The organism is Chloroflexia bacterium SDU3-3, assembly GCA_009268125.1.
Classification (GTDB): domain Bacteria; phylum Chloroflexota; class Chloroflexia; order Chloroflexales; family Roseiflexaceae; genus SDU3-3.
This window is the reverse complement of the sequence record WBOU01000027.1, coordinates 20,413-38,982: the sequence shown is the minus strand read 5'-3', so window position 1 is coordinate 38,982 and position 18,570 is coordinate 20,413. Positions and strand designations below refer to the sequence as shown.

Annotated in this window: 15 protein-coding genes and 1 pseudogene; 12 read left to right on the top strand and 4 right to left on the bottom strand. The window is 67.2% G+C overall.

The features are described 5' to 3' along the window. Positions 1–1,637: DUF4157 domain-containing protein (locus F8S13_26550; protein KAB8139866.1), on the bottom strand; the 1,637-nt coding region annotated here is incomplete at its 3' end. 350 nt (positions 1,638–1,987) lie between these two features. Here F8S13_26550 and F8S13_26545 point away from each other — a divergent pair. The 6 genes and pseudogenes from F8S13_26545 to F8S13_26520 all read left to right on the top strand — a co-directional run bounded on the left by F8S13_26545 (position 1,988) and on the right by F8S13_26520 (position 9,538). Beyond that, positions 1,988–2,458, top strand: coding sequence for a nucleoside deaminase (locus F8S13_26545; protein KAB8139865.1), 471 nt, complete (start codon positions 1,988–1,990; stop codon positions 2,456–2,458). Positions 2,459–2,533: 75 nt separating this feature from the next. Then, positions 2,534–3,955 carry a cytochrome ubiquinol oxidase subunit I gene (locus F8S13_26540; protein ID KAB8139864.1) on the top strand — a complete coding sequence of 474 codons (1,422 nt, stop codon included), beginning with the start codon at positions 2,534–2,536 and terminating at the stop codon, positions 3,953–3,955. Continuing rightward, on the top strand, positions 3,948–4,964 hold the full coding sequence (gene cydB, locus F8S13_26535; protein ID KAB8139863.1) for a cytochrome d ubiquinol oxidase subunit II: 1,017 nt from the start codon (positions 3,948–3,950) through the stop codon (positions 4,962–4,964). Before F8S13_26540 ends, cydB begins: the two co-directional genes overlap by 8 nt. Positions 4,965–5,575: 611 nt before the next feature. Beyond that, on the top strand, positions 5,576–7,321 hold the full coding sequence (gene cydD, locus F8S13_26530; protein KAB8139862.1) for a thiol reductant ABC exporter subunit CydD: 1,746 nt from the start codon (positions 5,576–5,578) through the stop codon (positions 7,319–7,321). After that, positions 7,312–8,940 carry a thiol reductant ABC exporter subunit CydC gene (gene cydC / locus F8S13_26525; GenBank protein KAB8139861.1) on the top strand — a complete coding sequence of 543 codons (1,629 nt, stop codon included), beginning with the start codon at positions 7,312–7,314 and terminating at the stop codon, positions 8,938–8,940. The genes cydD and cydC overlap by 10 nt, the downstream gene beginning before the upstream one ends. 205 nt (positions 8,941–9,145) lie before the next feature. Further along, positions 9,146–9,538, top strand: a pseudogene (locus tag F8S13_26520) (hypothetical protein). Positions 9,539–9,689: 151 nt separating this feature from the next. Here the strand turns inward: F8S13_26520 and F8S13_26515 are convergent. After that, the gene (locus F8S13_26515; protein ID KAB8139860.1) at positions 9,690–10,382 is read right to left on the bottom strand and encodes a hypothetical protein; all 693 of its coding nucleotides are present in this window, start codon (positions 10,380–10,382) and stop codon (positions 9,690–9,692) included. A 358-nt stretch (positions 10,383–10,740) separates the two neighbouring features. Here F8S13_26515 and F8S13_26510 point away from each other — a divergent pair, with 358 nt between their 5' ends. The 3 genes from F8S13_26510 to F8S13_26500 all read left to right on the top strand — a co-directional run bounded on the left by F8S13_26510 (position 10,741) and on the right by F8S13_26500 (position 13,900). Continuing rightward, complete coding sequence (locus F8S13_26510; GenBank protein ID KAB8139859.1) at positions 10,741–11,703, top strand: GAF domain-containing protein; 963 nt, start codon at positions 10,741–10,743, stop codon at positions 11,701–11,703. A gap of 1,131 nt (positions 11,704–12,834) precedes the next feature. Then, on the top strand, positions 12,835–13,260 hold the full coding sequence (locus F8S13_26505; GenBank protein ID KAB8139858.1) for a DUF3054 domain-containing protein: 426 nt from the start codon (positions 12,835–12,837) through the stop codon (positions 13,258–13,260). Further along, positions 13,250–13,900: a histidine phosphatase family protein gene (locus F8S13_26500; GenBank protein KAB8139857.1), complete on the top strand. Its 651-nt coding sequence runs from the start codon at positions 13,250–13,252 to the stop codon at positions 13,898–13,900. Before F8S13_26505 ends, F8S13_26500 begins: the two co-directional genes overlap by 11 nt. Here the strand turns inward: F8S13_26500 and F8S13_26495 are convergent, their stop codons facing one another. After that, complete coding sequence (locus tag F8S13_26495; GenBank protein ID KAB8139856.1) at positions 13,901–14,707, bottom strand: cyclase family protein; 807 nt, start codon at positions 14,705–14,707, stop codon at positions 13,901–13,903. It abuts the gene before it with no gap. 135 nt (positions 14,708–14,842) lie between these two features. On the opposite strand from F8S13_26495, the gene F8S13_26490 reads away from it, so the two are divergent. Together F8S13_26490 and F8S13_26485 are read left to right on the top strand one after the other, a co-directional pair. After that, the gene (locus F8S13_26490) at positions 14,843–15,766 is read left to right on the top strand and encodes a LysR family transcriptional regulator (protein KAB8139855.1); all 924 of its coding nucleotides are present in this window, start codon (positions 14,843–14,845) and stop codon (positions 15,764–15,766) included. Positions 15,767–15,788: 22 nt separating this feature from the next. Beyond that, the gene (locus tag F8S13_26485) at positions 15,789–16,418 is read left to right on the top strand and encodes an NUDIX domain-containing protein (GenBank protein KAB8139854.1); all 630 of its coding nucleotides are present in this window, start codon (positions 15,789–15,791) and stop codon (positions 16,416–16,418) included. 19 nt (positions 16,419–16,437) lie between these two features. Here F8S13_26485 and F8S13_26480 read toward each other — a convergent pair whose 3' ends face one another. Next, positions 16,438–17,034 (bottom strand): GNAT family N-acetyltransferase, encoded by a 597-nt coding sequence (locus tag F8S13_26480; GenBank protein KAB8139853.1) that lies wholly within the window; start codon positions 17,032–17,034, stop codon positions 16,438–16,440. A gap of 496 nt (positions 17,035–17,530) precedes the next feature. Between F8S13_26480 and F8S13_26475 the strand changes: the two genes are divergently transcribed. After that, positions 17,531–18,565, top strand: a complete 1,035-nt coding sequence (locus F8S13_26475; GenBank protein ID KAB8139852.1) for a glycosyltransferase family 2 protein — start codon at positions 17,531–17,533, stop codon at positions 18,563–18,565. Positions 18,566–18,570: the final 5 nt, after the last annotated feature.

Genomic DNA, 18,570 nt, shown 5'->3' with positions numbered 1-18,570 from the left:
GTGGCCTTCACGCCGGTGGCCACGGCCTGGAAGGCCGGGTCCTCGCTGGCGGTGCGCGGGCGGGCCAGCGCGCGCTGGATGCGCGGCCCCGCGCCCGGCTGGGCCTGCCGCCGTTTGGCATCCTCATCATCCTCGGTCGCGGCTCCGGCGGCCTCCGCCGCCGCGTGCGGGGTGGCGGCGGGATCAGCCGTTTTCGCCTCGGCATCCTTCGCGGCAGGATCGGCAGCCCTGACCTCGGCATTCTTGGTGGTAGGATCGGCAGCCGTGGCCTCGGCGTCCTGCGCGGCGGCCTTGGCCTCGGCCTCCTTGGCAGCAGCCTCGGCCGTGGGGTCGGCCGCTTTGGCGTTGGGATCGGTAGCCGCCGTGGCATTGGGGTCGGCGACCTTGGCGTTAGGGTCAGCGGCCTTGGCGTCCGCGCCTGCGGGGGCGGTGGCGGTGCCGGTCGCGGCCCCGGCGGGCGCACCTGCGGCCCCACCAGCCCCCTCGGTCGGCGCGGCGTCGCCCGGTGCGGCGCGCACGTCCTTGGCGGCGGGCGCAGATGCGTCAGCGGTGGCATCTTTCTTCGCGTCCTGTTGCTCGCCGCCTGCAGTCTCGGCGGCCCCACCGCCGCCGCCTGCGCCGCCGCCCGCGCCGCCCTTGTCGGCGATCTGGGCCTCGGCCAGCGCCACCGGCTGCACGGCCACACCCTCGATCGGCGCGGCGGCCACCTCATCGGGCGTCACGGTGGCCACCGCGGTGGCCACCGCCTCCTCGATGGAGGGCGCGGCGGGCTCCTTGCTCTCGGGCGTGCTGGGCACGGTCTCAGTCTCGTCATCCTTGCTCGGAGCGCGCTGCACTTTGCGGGCGACCGCGCCGCCCAGCTGCTGGGTGACGTGGGTCAGCTCGTGGGCCAGCAGCTCGCGGCCCGCGCTGGTGCCGGGCGTGTACTCGCCGTGGTCGAAGGCGATGTCGGCCCCGACCGTGAACGCGCGGGCGTTGATCTGCCGCGCCGTGCTGGCGGCCTGGTCGCCGGTGTGGATGCGCACCTGGCTGAAGTCCGCGCCCATGCGCTCCTCGAAGAAGGCGCGGTCACCGGTGGGCAGCGGGCTACCGCCGCCGCGCAGCTGGCCGATCTGCTGCTCGACCTCGGGGGTGGTGGCGATGCCCGCGCCGCCGCTGTCCACGGCGGTGGGGGCAGGCGCGGCGGGCGCGCCTGCGGCGGGCGCGCGCATCACCTGCGCCGCCACGGCGTCGGCCTCCTGCTCGTAGCGGTCGCCCGGCGCGTTGATCCGCAGCGAGGGCTGCACGATCGGCGCGCTGCCGGGGGCGCTGAGCGGCAGGCTGCCAAACGAGAAGCTGCGGGGGCCACCGCCCATCGGGGCGTCGGGCGCGGTCGGCGTGGCGTTGGGCGCGCTGCGGGTGCCTGCGCGCACGCTGGGCGGGCGGCTGCCGCGCGCGGCGGCGGCCTCAGCGGTCAGCGCGATCTCGCCAAACGAGAACGCCTCCGGCACCGCCTGCTGCGGCTGCGCGCTCTCCTGCGCGGGCGGGGCGAACGGGCGGTCGGCCAGGGTGGGCGCCTCGGCGAACGGGCTGGCCTCGACGCGCACCGGCTCGGCGGCGGTCACGAGGGCATCATCATTCCGATTTCGTCGAGGCATCGCGCAACCTGTCCTTCAAAAGAAAAGCCAGATACCAAGTGCGGCTTTTTTAAAATATACCAGGGTAGGAACTATGTAGGAAGAGGCATCCGAGCACGTACGCTTGCGATTATAAAGCTATTAAACTGATGTGTAAAGCATATTTTTCGGCCAATCTGTTGTTAAAAAAGCTACTATACACGTATCTTTTCATTGTCGACGCGCCAAACCACCTTAGCCAGATATTGAAACCATGTATAGTATGGTGTCATGAGGCTTGAATTGCCCTAGCGCAATTTCTATGGTTGTCATCCCACAACTATGGTTGTCATCGCGCAACCAGCTTCCTGCCAACATTAAGGAGCACCACAATGACCGACCGCGACCTTCTACACCTCCGGCACGCCATCCGCATCGCCCAGCAGGCCCGCGAGCATGGCAACCACCCCTTCGGCGCGCTGCTGGCCGACGCCGAGGGCCACGTGCTGCTGACCGCCGAGAACAGCGTGGTGACGGGGCGCGACTGCACCGGCCACGCCGAGGCCAACCTGATGCGTTTGGCCTCGGCCCAGTTCTCCGCCGAGCAGCTTGCGGCCTGCACGCTCTACACCAGCACCGAGCCGTGCGCCATGTGCGCCGCCGCCATGCACTGGGGCAACATCGGGCGGGTGGTGTACGCCCTGGCCGAGACCACGCTCTACGAGATCGTCGGCCCCTCGCCCGAGCACCTCTACCTGCCCTGCCGCGAGGTCTTTGCCCGCAGCCAGCGCCCGGTGGAGGTGGTGGGGCCGCTGCTGGAAGACGAGGCGCGGCTACCGCACGAGGGCTTCTGGCGAGCCTAGCTCGATGCTACAAGCCGCAAAACGCTTGACCATGGTGTGTATAATAGTGTTTGTGAAACTTTGCACATTCAAGGTATGCCCATGGACACAGTGTTTCTCTCCCAGGTGCAATTTGCGCTGACGGCAACCTTCCACTACATCTACCCGCCCATCTCGATCGGCCTCGGGTTCATGATGGTGGTGCTGGGGCTGCTCTACGTGCGCACCAAAAACCCGCTCTGGCGCGAGCTATCGTTTTTCTGGGTCAAGATCTACGGCCTGGTGTTCGCGCTTGGCATCGCCACCGGCGTGGTCCAAGAGTTCGAGTTCGGCATGAACTGGGCCAACTACTCGCGCTTTGTCGGCAATATCTTCGGCAGCCTGCTGGCCGCCGAGGGCATCTTCGCCTTCTTCCTTGAGGGCGGCTTCCTGGGCCTCATGCTGTTCGGCGGCGAGCGCCTGGGGCCGCGCATGTGGCTCACCTCGATCTTCTTGGTGGCGCTGGGCGCGCACTTCAGCGCGCTGTGGATCGTGATGGCCAACTCGTGGATGCAGACCCCCAGCGGCTACGAGATCATCCAGGGCACGCGCGGCATGGAGGCGGTGATGACCAGCTTCAGCCAGGTGGTATTCACGCCCTCCTTCCTGGTGCGCATCGGCCATATCTGCGTGGGGGCGTGGATGGTGGGCGCGGCGTTCATGCTGAGCGTGAGCGCCTGGTACCTGCTGCACAACCGCCACGTCGAGCTAGCGCGCGAGAACTTCCGCGTGGTGCTGCCCTACTTCGCGGTGTTCACCGTGCTGCAGCTGGTGCTGCTCGGCTCGCAGAGCGCCGAGGTGGTGACGCGCTACCAGCCCGCCAAGCTGGCCGCCATGGAGGGCGTGTGGGAGACCCAGTCGTGCGCGCCGATGCACATTGTGGGCTGGGTGGATGAGGCTAACCAGCAGACCCACGGCATCGCCGTACCCTGCCTGCTGAGCCTGCTGGCCACCTACGACGTGAACGGCGTGGTGACGGGCCTGAACGACATCCCCGCCGACCAGCGCCCGCCGGTCAACCTGACCTTCCAGTCGTACCACATGATGATCCTGATGGGCGGCGCGTTCGTTGGGCTGGGCATCTTGGGCCTCTACATGTACTTCAATAAGGAGAAGATCGCCAAGATGCGCTGGGCGCTCTGGCTGTTCGTCTCCAGCATCTTCGTGGCCGAGGTCGCCACCGCCGCCGGGTGGTGGACCGCCGAGATCGGGCGACAGCCGTGGATCGTCACCGGCCTGCTGCGCACCCAAGATGCGGTCTCGCCTGGGCTGACCCCAGCCGACCTGATCTTCTCGCTGGCGATCTTCATCATCCTCTACATCATCCTGCTGTTCCTGTTCATCTACCTGCTCAACAACAAGATCCAGCACGGCCCCGACCCGCTCGACGCGAACGTGGCGGTGAACTCGCTGCCGGACACATTCCGCGAGATCTTCGGTCGCAAGGCGCGATCGGAGCTAGGGGGGCAGGATGCTTAACACGATCTGGTTTGTGCTATTTGTGGTGATCATCGCCGGGTACCTCATCCTCGATGGGTTCGACCTCGGCGTGGGCATCCTGCACCTCTTTGTGGCCAAGACCGATGAGGATCGGCGCATCCTGCTGAACAGCATCGGACCGGTGTGGGATGGCAACGAGGTCTGGCTGGTGGTGGGTGGCGGCGTGCTGTTCGCAGCCTTCCCGCACGTCTACGCTACGCTGTTCTCGGGCTTCTACACCGCCATGATGCTGGTGCTGCTGTTCCTGATCCTGCGCACAGTGGCGATCGACTTCCGCAGCAAGGAGAAGGGCAAGGGCTGGCGCTCGTTCTGGGATGCCACCTTCTTCACGTCGTCGCTGGCGCTGGCGCTGCTGCTGGGCGTGGCCTTCGGCAACATCATCAGCGGCGTGCCGGTGGATGGCGAGGGCATCATCCGCGCCAACCTGTTCCAGCTGCTCACGCCCTTCGCGGTGCTGATCGGCCTGACCACCATCGTGATGATGGCCATGCACGGCGCGCTCTACCTGAACCTGAAGACCGAGGGCGCGCTCCAGGAGCGAATCCGCAAGCTCACCCCCAAGCTGATGATCGCCTTCGTGGTGCTGAACACGCTGTCGGTAATCGCCGCCGTGGCCTTCCACGAGTCGGTGACGGAGCGCTACCTGGCCGAGATCTGGCCGGTGGTGTTCCCCGCGCTGGCGCTCGGCTCGATGGCGCTCTCGTGGTGGCTGCTGCGCAAGGGCGCGGATCTCGGCGCGTTCGTGGCGTCCAGCGCGGTGATCGGTCTGCTGCTGGCCTCGGTGGGCGTGGGGCTGTACCCCAACCTGCTGATCTCGACCATTGACCCGGCCCACACGCTCACGGTGTTCAACGCGGCCTCGCAGCCCAACACGCTGACGGTGATGCTAATCATCACGGCCATCGGCCTGCCCTTTGTGCTGCTGTACACCGCTGGGGTCTACTATATCTTCCGGGGAAAGGTGAAGATCGGCAGCAACAGCTACTAGCCGCCGCCTTGCAATGTGCGACACATAGGGCCAGGGGTGGCGTGGCAGCCCTCACATGGTGTCACTTTTGAGGGTAGTTCCGCGTCGGTTTGGGTCATCCCGACCGTAGGCAATGCTTGCAGCGTTGCCCGGTCGGGATGACCTGATGATTACATCAATGGTGACGGTTCCTCTTTTATGGTGGGTGGATGCCCTACGCGGGCGGCGGCTAGGGGCCTGCCCCTAGCGACCCCGCGAGGGGGCAATGCCCCCTTCGAACCTCCAATGTTGAGCATTCCCGTGCCGTTCCCTAGCGGCTGGTGTTCGTGCATATGGCCAGTTTGCGCGAGTAGCACCTTCGCCGCATGGGCCAGGCGGTGGGGTGGAGCAGCCATCAGGCTTTGCATGCGACATGGGCGCAGGGCTTGTTTTCAGCATTCAGATGCCTGCCCATAAAAATAACACTTGCCGAGGCTCCACGCCCTATGATCTTCAGCCACCTCTATAGTCGATAGCGCGTATTTTTGTACAAAAAGCACGATCCTTCCAGTTCGCCCCATTTCTTATTTAAAAAAGCCAACCGCACCTAATTGCAGGAAACACCGCCCATTCGCGGCGACCCCCACACCACTATGAGCAGATCCCCCGAGAGACAGATCCTGGGCCAGTCGCCCGCGGCACGCGCGCTGGGCATGGCCGCCGTGGCGCTGCAGGTGGCGGCGGCGATGTGCACATGCGCCCAGCTGCTGCTGCTGGCCTACGCCATCGACGGCGTGTTCATGCAGCGCGGGCGCGACCTGGCCTGGGCCGCGCCCGCGCTGGGCGGGGCCGCCGCGCTGGTGGCCGTGCGCGCCGCGCTGGTGTGGCTGGCCGAGTGGCTGGCCCAGCGCGCCGCCAGCCACCTGAAGCGGGCCGTGCGCACGCGGCTGGTGGCCCACCTGCTGGCGCTGGGGCCGCGCTACACCGCCGCGCAGCCGGGCGGCGCGCTGGTGCAGGCCGCATCCGAGCACATCGAGGCGCTGGACGAGTACGTGAGCCAGTTCCTACCCGCCCGCCAGCTGGCCGCCGTAGTGCCGCTGCTGGTGCTGGCCCTGGTGCTGTGGGTCGACCCGCTCACCTCGGCGGTGATGCTGTTCGCAGGGCCTATCCTAGTGCTGCTGCTGGCCCTGATCGGGCTGAAGACTCGCGACCTGACCGAGCGGCGCTTCGAGGAGATGCGCTGGATGGCCTCGTACTTCCTAGACATGCTGCGCGGCCTGACCACGCTGAAGCTGTTCGGGCGCAGCCGCGAGCAGGCCGCCAACATCGCGGCCATCGGCGAGCGCTACGGCAGCACCACCATGGATGTGCTGCGCACCGCCTTCCAGACCTCGCTGGTGCTGGAGTGGGGCGCGACGGCGGCCACCGCGCTGGTGGCGCTGGAGGTGAGCTGGCGGCTGCTGGAGGGCATGGTGCCGTTCCAGCAGGCCCTGGCGGTGCTGCTGATCACGCCCGAGTTCTTCCTGCCGCTGCGCCAGCTCTCGCTCAAGTACCACGCTGGCACGGCGGGGGCCGAGGCGGCGCGGCGCATCGCGGGCATCCTGGCCGAGCCAAAGCCCGCCGCGCCCGCCAGCGGCCAAAACCCGCCGCAGGGGCCGCCCGCGCTGCGCTTCGCGGGGGTGCGGCTGGCCTACCGCGCGGGCAGCCAGCCCGCGCTGGACGGCTGCACGCTCGACGTGCCCAGCGGCAAGGTCACGGCCGTGGTCGGCTCCAGCGGCGCGGGCAAGAGCACGCTGGCCAGCCTGCTGCTGCGCTTCGCCCAGCCCGACGCGGGCCAGATTTTGGCCGACGGCGTGCCAATCGACCAGTTTGACACGGCGGCGTGGCGCGGCTGCATCGCCTACGTGCCGCAGCGCCCGCACCTGTTCAGCGGCACAGTGCTGGAGAACATCCGCCTGGGGCGGCCCGCCGCGACCATGGATGAGGTGGTGGCCGCCGCCCAAGTGGCCGACGCGCACCGCTTCATCGCGGCGCTGCCGCAGGGCTACGACACGCCACTGGGCGAGGATGGCGCGCGCCTAAGCGGCGGCCAGCAGCAGCGCGTGGCCCTGGCCCGCGCCCTCCTGATGGATGCGCCGCTGCTGGTGCTGGATGAGGCCACGTCGCACCTGGATGACGAGAGCGAGGCGGCCATCCAGCGCGCGCTGGCGGACTACGCCCAAGGCCGCACCGTGCTGCTGATCGCTCACCGGCTGCGCATGGCCTACAGCGCCGACCAGATCGTGCTGCTGGAGCGGGGCAGGGTGGCCGCGAGCGGAACCCACGCCCAGCTGCTGGAGCAAAGCCCAGCCTACCGCGAGCTGGTGGCCCGCTACGAGGAGCAAAACCTATGCGCGTGATCTCCCGACTGCTGCGGCTGGTCTGGCCCTTCCGCTGGCTGATCGCCCTGGCCGTGCTGCTGAACTTCGCTACGGTGGGCGTGAGCGTGGGCCTCATGGCCATGTCGGCCTACCTAATCTCCAAGGCCGCGCTGGTCACATCCATCGCCGACCTGGGGCTGGTGCCCACCTATGTGCGGCTGTTCGCGCTGCTGCGGGCCGGGCTGCGCTACGCCGAGCGCTACGCCACCCACGCGGTCACGTTCCGCATCCTGGCGCGGCTGCGCACCTGGTTCTACACCGCCATCGAGCCGCTGGCCCCGGCGCGGCTGATGGGCTACCACAGCGGCGACCTGTTCGCCCGCATCGGGGCCGATGTGGAGAGCCTGCAGGATTTCTATGTGCGCGTGGTGGTGCCGCCGGTGGCCTCGGCGCTGGTGGTGGCGGTGGCCTGCGCCATCGTGGGCAGCTTCTCGGCGGGGCTAGGGCTGGCGCTGCTGGCCTTCCTGCTGCTCACCGGCGTGGCGCTGCCGCTGGCCACCCGCTGGCTCAGCAGGTACCCGGCGGGCGAGGCGGTGGCGCTGCGCACCGCGCTCAGCCGCGCCCTGGCGGATGGGGTGCGCGGCGACGCCGACCTGCTGGCCTTCGGGCGGTCGGGCGAGCACCAGCGCCGGGTGGCCGAGCTGGGCCAGCGGCTGGCGCGGGCGCAGGAGCGCATGGCGCTGGTGCGCGGGCTGGGGCTGGCGCTGGGCGCGCTGCTCACCGGCATGGCCAGCGTCACCATCCTGGGCATGGCCATCCCGCTGGTGAGCGGCGGCCAGCTTGCCGGGGAGTTTCTGGCGCTGCTGCCGCTCACGGCCATCGCCAGCTTCGAGGCGGTGCAGCCGCTGGCGCTGGCGGTGCAGCACATGGAGAGCAGCCACGCCGCCGCCAGCCGCCTGTTCGAGCTGATCGACGCGCCGCCCGAGGTGGCCGCGCCCAGCCAGCCAGCCCCCGCGCCGCAGCGCTACGATCTGGAGGTGCGCGGCCTGCGCTTCCGCTACGCCGAGGGCCAGCCCTACGCGCTGGATGGCCTGAGCTTCGCGGTGCCCCAGGGCGGGCGGCTGACGGTGGCCGGGGCCAGCGGGGCGGGCAAGAGCACGCTGGCCAGCCTGCTGCTGCGCTTCTGGGAGTACCGCGAGGGTAGCATCCGCATCGGCGGGCGAGAGCTGCGCGAGCTTGACCCCGAGCAGGCGCGCGGCCTGTTCAGCGTGGTGGCCCAGCAGACCCACCTGTTCAACTCGACCATCCGCGACAACCTGCTGCTGGCCCGCGCCGATGCCAGCGACGAGCAGCTGCTGGCGGTGTGCCAGCAGGCCCAGCTCGGCGAACTGCTGGCGCGGCTGCCCAAGGGCCTCGATACGCCGGTGGGCGAGGATGGCACCCAGCTGAGCGGCGGCGAGCGCCAGCGGCTGGCCCTGGCCCGCGCCATGCTGCGCGACGCGCCCATGCTCATCCTCGACGAGGCCACCGCCAACCTCGACCCCGTGACCGACCGCAGCGTGCGCGAGGCGCTCGACCGCTTCGCGGCGGGGCGCACCACGCTCATCCTGGCCCACGCGCCCGGCGCTGGCCCCAGCGTGCGCCTGCCCGCGCGGTAGGGAGGGAGGCCGATTTACCACCAAGACACCAAGGCTCCAAGGGGGAAAAGCAAGGTGGGCCGCAGATGATGAGCGGCCCACCTTGTTTGCAAACATCTATCAAAACTCCCGCCCACGTGCCCTGCGCCAACCATGCCATCCGGTTGGAGGGGCGGGTCTCGCGACGCACCCAGTGCACGCATCGCCAGGGCGTGCGCTGTCGCCGATGCACGCGGCGCGGATCGCACGGTTATGCGGTGGACAGCATCGCGATGGGGCGCGGCTGCTTCTACCTGCAGCGCGGCTGCTTCCGCCTGCAGCGCGACTGCTTCTACCTACAGTGCGGCTACTTCCGCCTGCAGCGCGGCTGCTTCTGCTTGCAGTGCGACTGCTTCTGCTTGCAGTGCGACTGCTTCTACCTGCAGCGCGACTGCTTCCGCCTGCAGCGCGGCTGCTTCTGCCTGCAGCGCGACTGCTTCCACCTGCAGCGCGGCTGCTTCTGCCTGCAGCGTGGCTGCTTCTGCCTGCAGCGTGGCTGCTTCTGCCTGCAGCGCGGCTGCTTCTGCCTGCAGCGCGGCTGCTTCCGCCTGCAGCGCGACTGCTTCCGCCTGCACTGTGTTTCTTCGCTGTCTTTACGCCTCTTCCCCGCGATTGGGTGTCTCTTCCCCGCGATTGGGTGCTGTTTCGCCATTGATTTGACACAATCACGCGGCCCTCAGCAATCATGCCGAGGGCCGCGTGGGTTCGCCTACGCTAGGCTGCGCCGCCGCCTACTGCGCAAACGCCCACGCGCGCGTGGCCAGGTCGAAGGTGCCGCGCAGGCCGGTGGTGGTGGTGAACGACACCACGCCGCCCGGCCCCGTCACGCCCGTGATCACGATCTCGCCAATGTCCTTGTCCTTCGGTGCCTCGACCTCAAGGGTGTAGCCCATAACATCGCGCCCGTCGATATACACGCCAATCATCGGGCCATGTGAGGCTTTGGCAGGTGCGGACCAGACGTAGTAGTACGCATAGGAGTGATCGTTATATGTTGGCACAACCCCAACCCGCCAGAGGCTGGTTCGCCCCTGAAGATCCCGAATCATCGGGGGGTGACCAGAGATATCTTTGATCTGTCTTTTACGCTCAGGCACCAGCGTCATAGGGTAGGCAGTCGGCGTGCGCATGGCCAGACGCTGCTCCTGCGCAGTGCGGGTCGGCGTGGCGGTGCGCGGGTGCTGGGTGCTGGCCTGAATCGCCATGGCTTTGGCGGTCGCCTCGCTCTGCTCCACCAGCAGATTTGTCGCCCGCATACAGTGTGAGCGCTCATCGTGGGTCATGCCAAGGAAATCCTGCCAGGACTCCGGGCAATCCTGGCGCGCTTTGGTGCTGGTGGCCTGAACCAGGCCAACCGCCAGGCCGCCCACAGCGACGGCCGTGATCAGCCCGATCTTCCACGTGTTGTTGAACAGCTTCATCATTCTGCCTTTCTTAAAGCCCTCATGAGATCGGCGCTGCACTTGTTCCTATCAGCACGGTGATCCTGACAAGGCGAATGAACGCCCTATGTGGGCAGCCCAAAGCCCCGAGCTTTGTCTTTCAGACAGCGGCATGGCGCACTGGATGCCAGCGTGGCGACGGGCGATTGTACCCCGGCGTGGGCAGCAGAGCAACGCCGCAGGCAGGAAAACACCGACGCTCGTATTCTGCAACATATAGCGAATCAAGAAAATAAAGATCAGGTATAATACGCCCAACCAACATTCCGTGAGCGAAAGAGACCTCCGATGTGGGCATTATCGGGGGGTTTTTGTTGCCGACGCGCTAGCGAGGGTCGCCATGACGTCATCTCAGCCGCGCTCGATCGCCTACATGGAGGCGATCAAGTCGATCATCACCGAGATCAGCCACGTCCACGCGCTGCAGCCCATGCTGGATCTGGTGGTAGCGGCGATCCAAGAGCAGCTGGATTTCTACATCGCCAGCATCTTCTGGTACGACGAGGCCGCGCAGGAGGCCATGCTGATGGCCCAGGCCGGGAAGGCCACGAACGAGCAGCCGCTGGGCTACCGCCAGCCGGTGGCGCAGGGCGTGCTGGGCCGCACGCTGCGCGAGCGGCGGGCGCTGCTGATCAACGACGTGCGCCGCGAGGCCAGCTATATATCGCCCCAGGGCTACGACGCGGGCGGGGCCGAGCTGTGCGTGCCGATCTGGTGCGATGATCGGCTGTGGGGCGCGTTCAACGTGGAAAGCCAGGTGGCGGGCGTGTTCACCGAGCCGGATGTGCTGGCGCTGGAGCTGGTCTCCGCGCAGCTGGGCGTGGCGATCGCCAACCTGGAGCTGCGCACCAACGAGCGCGCGATGCTGGCCAGCCTACAGGCCCAGCACGACCAGCTGCACGAGCTGTACAGCCTGGTGCTGCAGCTCTCCACCCCAGTCATCCCGCTGTTCCCGGGCATCCTGGCCATGCCGCTGATCGGCACGCTGGATGAGGAGCGCGCCCAGCACATGGCGCAGGAGCTGCTGGAGGCGATCCAGCGCACGCGCTGCCGCACGGTGGTGCTGGATGTGACCGGGCTAGCCGCGATCGACGCCGCCGTGGCCCGGGCTATTGTGACTCTGGCGCAGAGCTGCAGGCTGCTGGGGGCGGCGGTGGTGATCAGCGGGGTGCGGCCCGAGGTGGCGCAGACGCTGGTGGCGCTGGACCTGAGCGCGATGAGCGCGGTGGTGATGCGGCGCGACTTTGCGGATGGGGTGGGCTGCGCGCTGCGCATGCAGGGGCTGGAGATCCGGCGGATCTAGCGACAGCCGTACTACTTACCACCAAGACGCCAAGGCTCCAAGGGTTCAAAAACCAACGGGGCGCTTTTCTTCGTGTGTGCCATGGTGTTGTGTGGGCACAGAGGGCAGGTCGGGACGACCCGGCTGCGGCCTCGATGATGACAGTTCCTCGTGATTGGTGAGTGGATGCCCTGCGCGGGCAGCGCCTAGGGGCCTGCCCCTTGTGACCACGTGAGGGGGCAATCCCCTCACATGGTGTCACTTTCTTAGTCAGGGCGTCAGGATGCGGCAAGACCCACAATCATGCGTGCCAGACTATGCACACCACCAGTTGCGATCCCAGCAAGCAATCCGCCTCAACCCATGATCGCGCTGCGCCATCCCACCCGGCCCATGCGGCGAAGGTGCCGCTCACGTCTTGATGGCCATATGCACGAACACCAGCCACCGGGAAACGGCATAGGAACGGTCAACATTGGGGTTCGAAGGGGCAACGCCCCTCGCGGGGATCCAAGGGCGCGGAGCCCTTGGTGCCGCCCGCATAGGGCATGCACCACCATCCAAAAATGACCACTATCGACGAAGGCGCACCCAAGCTGAACGAATACCAACGCACCGTTTCGCTAAAACGGCCTCAGAACACCCGATAAAGTGACACCATGTGAGGGGCATCGCCCTCACATGGTGTCACTTTTCCCGTCGGCGCTGGGCTTTTTTCCATGAGCGATGGCGGTGGTATTTGCTTGGTGGGTGGATGCCCTGCGCGGGCAGCGCCTAGGGGCCTGCCCCTAGGAACCCCGCGAGGGGGTGTCACCCCCTTCGAAACCCCCAATTTGCGGCGTTCCCGTGCCATTCCCTGGCAGCTGATGTTTGTGCATATGGCCATCAAGACTCTAGCGACACCTTCGCCGCATGGGCCGGGTGGGGTTGGCCCCACGCTCATTTCCCATGGCGTTTTGTTCCCTTGGAGCCTTGGTGTCTTGGTGGTAAATCGGTCCCTTCGCGCCTTCGCGCCTTCGTGGTATTCGTTCTTTTTGTTCCCTTGGAGCCTTGGTGTCTTGGTGGTAAAGAGTCGCCACCGATTGTGCGTGGGGCGCGTTTGTGGTACAACGGCCCTGCACAAGTGACCGAGGGCGAGGAGGAGAGGCCCGTATGGAGATCGAGCAGAAGATCGCGCCTGCCCCCAGCCGCCGCCTGGCGCTGCTGGCCGTGGGCGACGCGCTGATGTTTGTGGTGTTTGCCGTGATCGGCATCCTCAGCCACAAGGACAGGCTGGAGCCAGGCGCGGTGGCCAGCAACGCCGTGCCATTTATGGCCAGCTGGTTCGCCTTCGCGGCGCTGGCCGGGGTGTATCGCCAGCAGGTGTACCGCAGCCCCAGGCCGCTGCTGACGCGCACCATGGCGGCGTGGGCGCTGGCGCTGTTCCCCGGCGTCTGGCTGCGCACGCTGCTGCGCCAGAGCGAGTTCCCCCAGATCTCATTCGCGATCACCACGTTTATCTTTAATAGCATCTTTTTATGCGCGTGGCACCTGCTGTTCACATGGCTGCTGCGGCGGAGCGAGACCAATGGCAACTGATATCTACCTTATCCGCCACGGCGAGGCCTTCTCGAATGTCGACGGCACCATGGGCGGCGAGAAGGGCGACAAGGGCCTGACCGAGCGCGGGCTGGCCCAGGCCCAGGCCCTGGCCACGCGGCTGCAGGGCAACCCCATGCGCGCCCACGTGCTGTACGCCAGCACGCTGCGCCGCGCCCAGCAGACCGCCGAGGCGGTTTCCGCCACCACAGGCCTGCCGATCATCTTCGACGACGACCTGCAGGAGATCCGGCCAGGGCCTGCTGTCGACGGCATGCATATCGACGAGGCGCTGAAGGTCAGCCCGCAGCTGGAGCGCATGCTGGATGACCTGTTCACGCCGATCGCGCCGGGCGGCGAGAGCTGGGGCGGGTTTCAGCTGCGGGTCTCGACGGTGCTGGAGCGGCTGGTGGCGGCGCACCAGGGCCAGAAGGTGATGATCGTGGCGCACGGCGGCGTGATCGAGGTGGCCTCGATGTTCTTCTTGGGCCAGGGGCCGCACCAGCGCACGCGCAACTCGTTCCACGTGCGCAACACCGCCATCACCCACTGGCGCCACGACCGCAGCTTCGGCGCGATGGAGTGGCAGCTCATCCGCCACAACGACGACCGCCACCTGACCGAGGAGTGGTACGACTAGCTAGGGCACGATGGCGATGGGCCGCACCGGCGAGCCGGTGGCCCCCACGAACTTGAGCGGCGTGCAGACGAAGGTGAAGCGGTAGGCCTGGGCCGCCGCCAGCTCGCGCAGCCGCATGTTCTCGATGATGTAGATCCCGCGCTGGGCCAGGAAGATCAGGTGGCCCGGCAGCGTGCAGCCCAGCGCGGGGTCGACCAAGCCCAGCACATCCCAGGCCATGTTGTCGGCCCCCACCGCAAGCACCCCCTGGTCGGCCAGCCACACCGAGGCCTCGCCCGCCACCCCAGGCCCGTCGAGGTAGCGCGCCTCGTCGCCCCATGCCAGCTCGTTGCCGGTGTAGACCAGCACCACATCGCCGGGTGCGATGGACAGCGCCTGCCGCTCGCAGCAGGCCGCCAGCTCGGCGGCGCTGATGGCGTAGCACTGCGGCAGCGCATCCACCCCCAGCAGCGCGGGCAGATCGAGCAGCACCCCCGGCGCGACGATCGGCGCGATCTGGTCGACGCTGTGCTCCCGGAAGCCCGCGCTGGTCTCCACCTGAGGCGTCACGGCGATGCCGCCGTAGAGCGTGAGGTCGTGGGCCTGGTGGCATAGCGCGTCGATATGCGTGCCGGTGTGTTCCATGCACATGATCATGCCCGAGGCGCTGCTGCGCGTGCCGTCGGCGCCATACACGTCGCGGTGCCTGCGGTGCAGCTGGTAGCTGTAGCCGGGGCGGTGCGCCGGGTGGATCGGCATGGCGGCGGTGCGCGGCTGCTCAAGATCGAAGATGCGCTGCTGCGCGTGCGGGGACGAAAAGCTCGACATCTAGCCCTCTTTCTGGCGTGCGGATAGTGCTGGAGCATCGCGGCACCCTTGCGCTCATTCTACGGGGCTGGTACGATCAATTCAACTGAACAGAACTGACCTCGGCGTTCACTTTTTTTGACAGCGTTGGGAGCGATGGATCTTCAGCATCTGATCACCTTTCAGACCGTGGTGGCGACCGGCAGCTTCAGCCGCGCCGCCGCCGCGCTCAGCTATGTGCCCTCGAACGTGACGGCCCAGATCAAGGCGCTTGAGGCCGAGCTGGGCGTGCCGCTGTTCGATCGGCTGGGCAGCCACATACGCCTCACCGATGCCGGGCAGCAGCTCACCCAGCACGCCGAGCGCATCCTGGCGCTGGTGCACGAGACGCCGCTGGTGGTGGGCGGCGGCGACAGCCTGGCGGGCACGGTGACGATCAGCGCGCCCGAGACCATCACCAGCTACTACCTGCCCGCTGTGCTGCGGCGCTTTGCGAAGGAGTGCCCGCACGCGACGGTGGCATTTGCCCAGGGCAGTCGGGGCAGCGCCTCGCTGCGCCGCACCGCCCACGAGGGCGATGTGGATGTGGTGTTCACGCTCGATGTGGCGGTTCAGGCGGCGGGGCTGCAGGCCGAGGCGCTGTTCTGCGAGCCGGTCGCGGTGGTGGCCGCGCCGGGGCACCCGCTCGCGGCGGCGGTCGCATCCGCCGAGCTAGTGACCGAGCCGCTGCTGTTGCCCGACGTGGGCTGCAGCTACCGCAACGAGTTCCAGCGCATCCTGGCCGAGCAGGGCCTCTCCGCGCGGCGCGTGCTAGAGGTGGGCAGCATCGAGGCGCTGCGGCGCTTCGCGATCGCCGGGCTGGGGGTGGCGCTGCTGCCGCAGAGCGTGGTGGCGGCGGCGCTGGCCAGCGGCGAGCTGGCCCAGGTGGCCTGGCAGGAGCAGATCAGCATCCAGGCGCAGATGCTGTGGAACCGCGCGCGCTGGCACTCGCCCACCCAGCGCCGCTTTCTGCAGATCGCGCGCGAGACCATAGCCCAGATGCGGCGCGAGCCGCGCGGCCCAAGCACACAAGGCCGCTAGGCGCGGCAGAAAGCAGAGCACCATGGCAGAAGATACGACGCTGGTGGAGATCGAGGAGCAGGCCGAGCTGTACGGCGGGCCGTTCCTGCGGCTGAGCCGCACGCGGCTGCGCTTCCGCCGGAGCGACGGCCAGATGAGCGAGCCGATCGTGCGGCTGGCTGTGAGCCACGGCGACGCGGTGGGCGTGCTGGTGTACGACCCCCAGCGCGACGCGGTGGCGCTGGTGCGCCAGTTCCGCTACCCGGCCTACGCGGCCCTACCCGAGGCCGAGCGCCAGGGGCCGGGGGCCAGCGCTGCGTGGCTGCTGGAGATCGTGGCGGGCATCGCCGAGCGCGGCCAGAGCGCCGAGGAGACCGCGCGGCGCGAGGCCGGCGAGGAGATCGGGCTGGGCCAGATCGGCGCGGTCGAGAAGATCGCCACCGTGTTCAGCACCCCCGGCACCGACACCGAGCAGATCACGCTGTTTGTGGCCGAGGCCGACACCAGCGAGGCGCTGGATGGCGGCCTGGCCGAGGAGGGCGAGGACACCGCCCTGGTGCGGCTGCCGCTGGCCGAGGCGCTAGCCATGGTGGCGCGCGGCCAGATCCGCGACGCCAAGACCCTGATCGCGCTGCAGCACCTGGCGCTGCGGCTGGGCCGCCCGGTCTTCTAGCGCGGCGCGGGGCGGCGCGTCACCCCTGCGCCGCCCCGCCCACATCGCGCACCAGCACCTCCTCCACCCCATCGATCTCATCCACCTGCTCGCCCACCTTGGCGAAGCCCAGGCGGCGCGCGATGCGCTGCGACGGCTCGTTGCCGGGGCTGATCGAGAGCACGAAGCGCCGCTGGCCGCGCTGCTCGGCCCAGGCCATCAGCGCGCTGGCCGCCTCGGTGGCGTAGCCCTGCCGCTGGTGGGCCGGGTAGATCGTGTAGCCCATCTCGATGCCGCCGGGGGCCAGCGCATCCAGATAGTCGGGCGCGGGCGGGGTGTGGAAGCCGATGTGGCCGATCATCTCGCCGGTGGCGCGCAGCACCACCGCCCGCAGCAGCCAGGGCTGCCAGCTGGGGTCGGCGCGCAGGTCGCCCAGGCGCAGCTCGAGCAGCCAGCGCTCGGCTAGGAACTCGGGCGGGATGGCCACGCCAAGGAGGCGCGAGGCCTCTGCGGCATCGCCTTCGAGGCAGGCAGCCAGGCAGGCAGGCGAAAGCGAGACCAGGGAGAGGCGCGGGCTGAAGATGGCGGGCAGCTCTTGATCCAAGGGCAAACTCCTTCGATAGGGCATATGATACATATGCGTAACTATTTAATAGCAATAGTTTCTTGCTAAAAAATCCACCGTTAGAAGTATTTTTCAGCCCTTATTTTCCTGAAACCACAGTTGAGAATCAGAAAACTGCACCCCAATAGCCAAAAATGGGCATGTGTCGTAGATAAGCGAATCGTGAATAGTTCAAAATTAGTACTATTGGGTGATTGGTTAAAATTAGGTTAATGTGTATACTGCCTCACGTCATCGTTATTTTATTCTATTGCAGATACGCAGAATCCTACTGCTTATTTGCTATGCCTTGCGATACGCACGGGCATCACAAGGGCACCAGCGCCCTTCTCGGCTGCACGCACAGCGGAAGCGGCCTTGTTGCTTGACCGTATGAGGCGACATACGACGGCGTGTGAGCGAACAGCAGTCGCAGAGCAGCGATGTGCTCCGGCATAGCGAGGAGGGCAGGCACCGGCAGGCCCTCCGACGTGGAGGTTTAGCATTCAGCAAAGCAAAGGTGAACGTTATGGCTCAGCTGGTTTCCCCAAGCAATTCGACGATCTCACGGGTGGGGGCTACCGCGCACCGTCCGATTGTCGCGCTCATCCCGGCCTATAACGAGCAGCGATTTATCGGCAGCATCGTGCTGGCGGCGCGGGCGTATGTGGACGAGGTAGTGGTTGTCGACGACGGCTCGAAGGACCAGACGGCCCAGATCGCGCACCAGGCCGGTGCGACGGTCATCCGCCAGCACGAGAACAAGGGCAAGGCCGCCGCAGTCAACACCGGCTTCGAGTACCTGCGCGGGCGCACGCCCACGGCGGTGGTGATGCTGGACGGCGACGGCCAGCACATGGCCGAGGAGATCCCGATCGTGCTGGCCCCTGTGCTAAACGACAACGCCGACGTGGTGATCGGCTCGCGGTTCCGCGAGACCAAGAGCGACATCCCGGCCTACCGCCAGATCGGCCAGCACGGCCTGACCATGGTGACAAACCTCTCGTCCGGCGTGTTTGTCAGCGACTCGCAGAGCGGCTTCCGGGCCTTCTCGGGCGAGGCGCTCGACCGGCTGTTCTTCAGCCAGGGCGGCTTCTCGCTCGAATCCGAGATGCAGTTCCTGGCCGGCGAGCACGGCCTGCGGATCGCCGAGGTGCCGATCAGCGTGATCTACGCCGAGAAGGCCAAGCGCAACCCCTTCCAGCACGGCATGCAGGTGATCAACGGCATTCTGCAGCTGATGGGGCAGATCCGCCCGCTGCTGTTCTTCGGCATGATGGGCATGGCAGTGCTGGCGCTGGGCATTCTGCTGGGGCTGTACACGATCGATATCTACCAGCGTACCCACGAGCTGGCGGTGGGCTACGGGATGGTCACGGTTCTTCTTTCTGTTATTGGCGTCGTGCTCTTGTTCGCAGGGGTTATCCTGCACTCCACCCGTGGCATGTTCCTCAGCTTCCGCCAGAGCATCCTTGAGCGCATGGCCGATAGCCAAGCGCAGGCCGACTTCACCATCGTGCCAAAAGATCCGTCGCAGGGTGCCAAGAAACACCTTTCGCTCTAGAGGGA

What these genes read in the sequence shown, in the direction of transcription:
- F8S13_26490 (KAB8139855.1), top strand. Translation starts at nt 14,843, where the DNA reads ATGGATCTTCAGCATCTGATCACCTTTCAGACCGTGGTGGCGACCGGC.
- F8S13_26540 (KAB8139864.1), top strand. Translation starts at nt 2,534, where the DNA reads ATGCCCATGGACACAGTGTTTCTCTCCCAGGTGCAATTTGCGCTGACG.
- cydB (KAB8139863.1), top strand. Translation starts at nt 3,948, where the DNA reads ATGCTTAACACGATCTGGTTTGTGCTATTTGTGGTGATCATCGCCGGG.
- F8S13_26485 (KAB8139854.1), top strand. Translation starts at nt 15,789, where the DNA reads ATGGCAGAAGATACGACGCTGGTGGAGATCGAGGAGCAGGCCGAGCTG.
- F8S13_26495 (KAB8139856.1), bottom strand. Translation starts at nt 14,707, where the DNA reads ATGTCGAGCTTTTCGTCCCCGCACGCGCAGCAGCGCATCTTCGATCTT.
- F8S13_26505 (KAB8139858.1), top strand. Translation starts at nt 12,835, where the DNA reads ATGGAGATCGAGCAGAAGATCGCGCCTGCCCCCAGCCGCCGCCTGGCG.
- F8S13_26545 (KAB8139865.1), top strand. Translation starts at nt 1,988, where the DNA reads ATGACCGACCGCGACCTTCTACACCTCCGGCACGCCATCCGCATCGCC.
- F8S13_26515 (KAB8139860.1), bottom strand. Translation starts at nt 10,382, where the DNA reads ATGATGAAGCTGTTCAACAACACGTGGAAGATCGGGCTGATCACGGCC.
- cydC (KAB8139861.1), top strand. Translation starts at nt 7,312, where the DNA reads ATGCGCGTGATCTCCCGACTGCTGCGGCTGGTCTGGCCCTTCCGCTGG.
- cydD (KAB8139862.1), top strand. Translation starts at nt 5,576, where the DNA reads ATGAGCAGATCCCCCGAGAGACAGATCCTGGGCCAGTCGCCCGCGGCA.
- F8S13_26510 (KAB8139859.1), top strand. Translation starts at nt 10,741, where the DNA reads ATGACGTCATCTCAGCCGCGCTCGATCGCCTACATGGAGGCGATCAAG.
- F8S13_26500 (KAB8139857.1), top strand. Translation starts at nt 13,250, where the DNA reads ATGGCAACTGATATCTACCTTATCCGCCACGGCGAGGCCTTCTCGAAT.
- F8S13_26475 (KAB8139852.1), top strand. Translation starts at nt 17,531, where the DNA reads ATGGCTCAGCTGGTTTCCCCAAGCAATTCGACGATCTCACGGGTGGGG.
- F8S13_26480 (KAB8139853.1), bottom strand. Translation starts at nt 17,034, where the DNA reads ATGTATCATATGCCCTATCGAAGGAGTTTGCCCTTGGATCAAGAGCTG.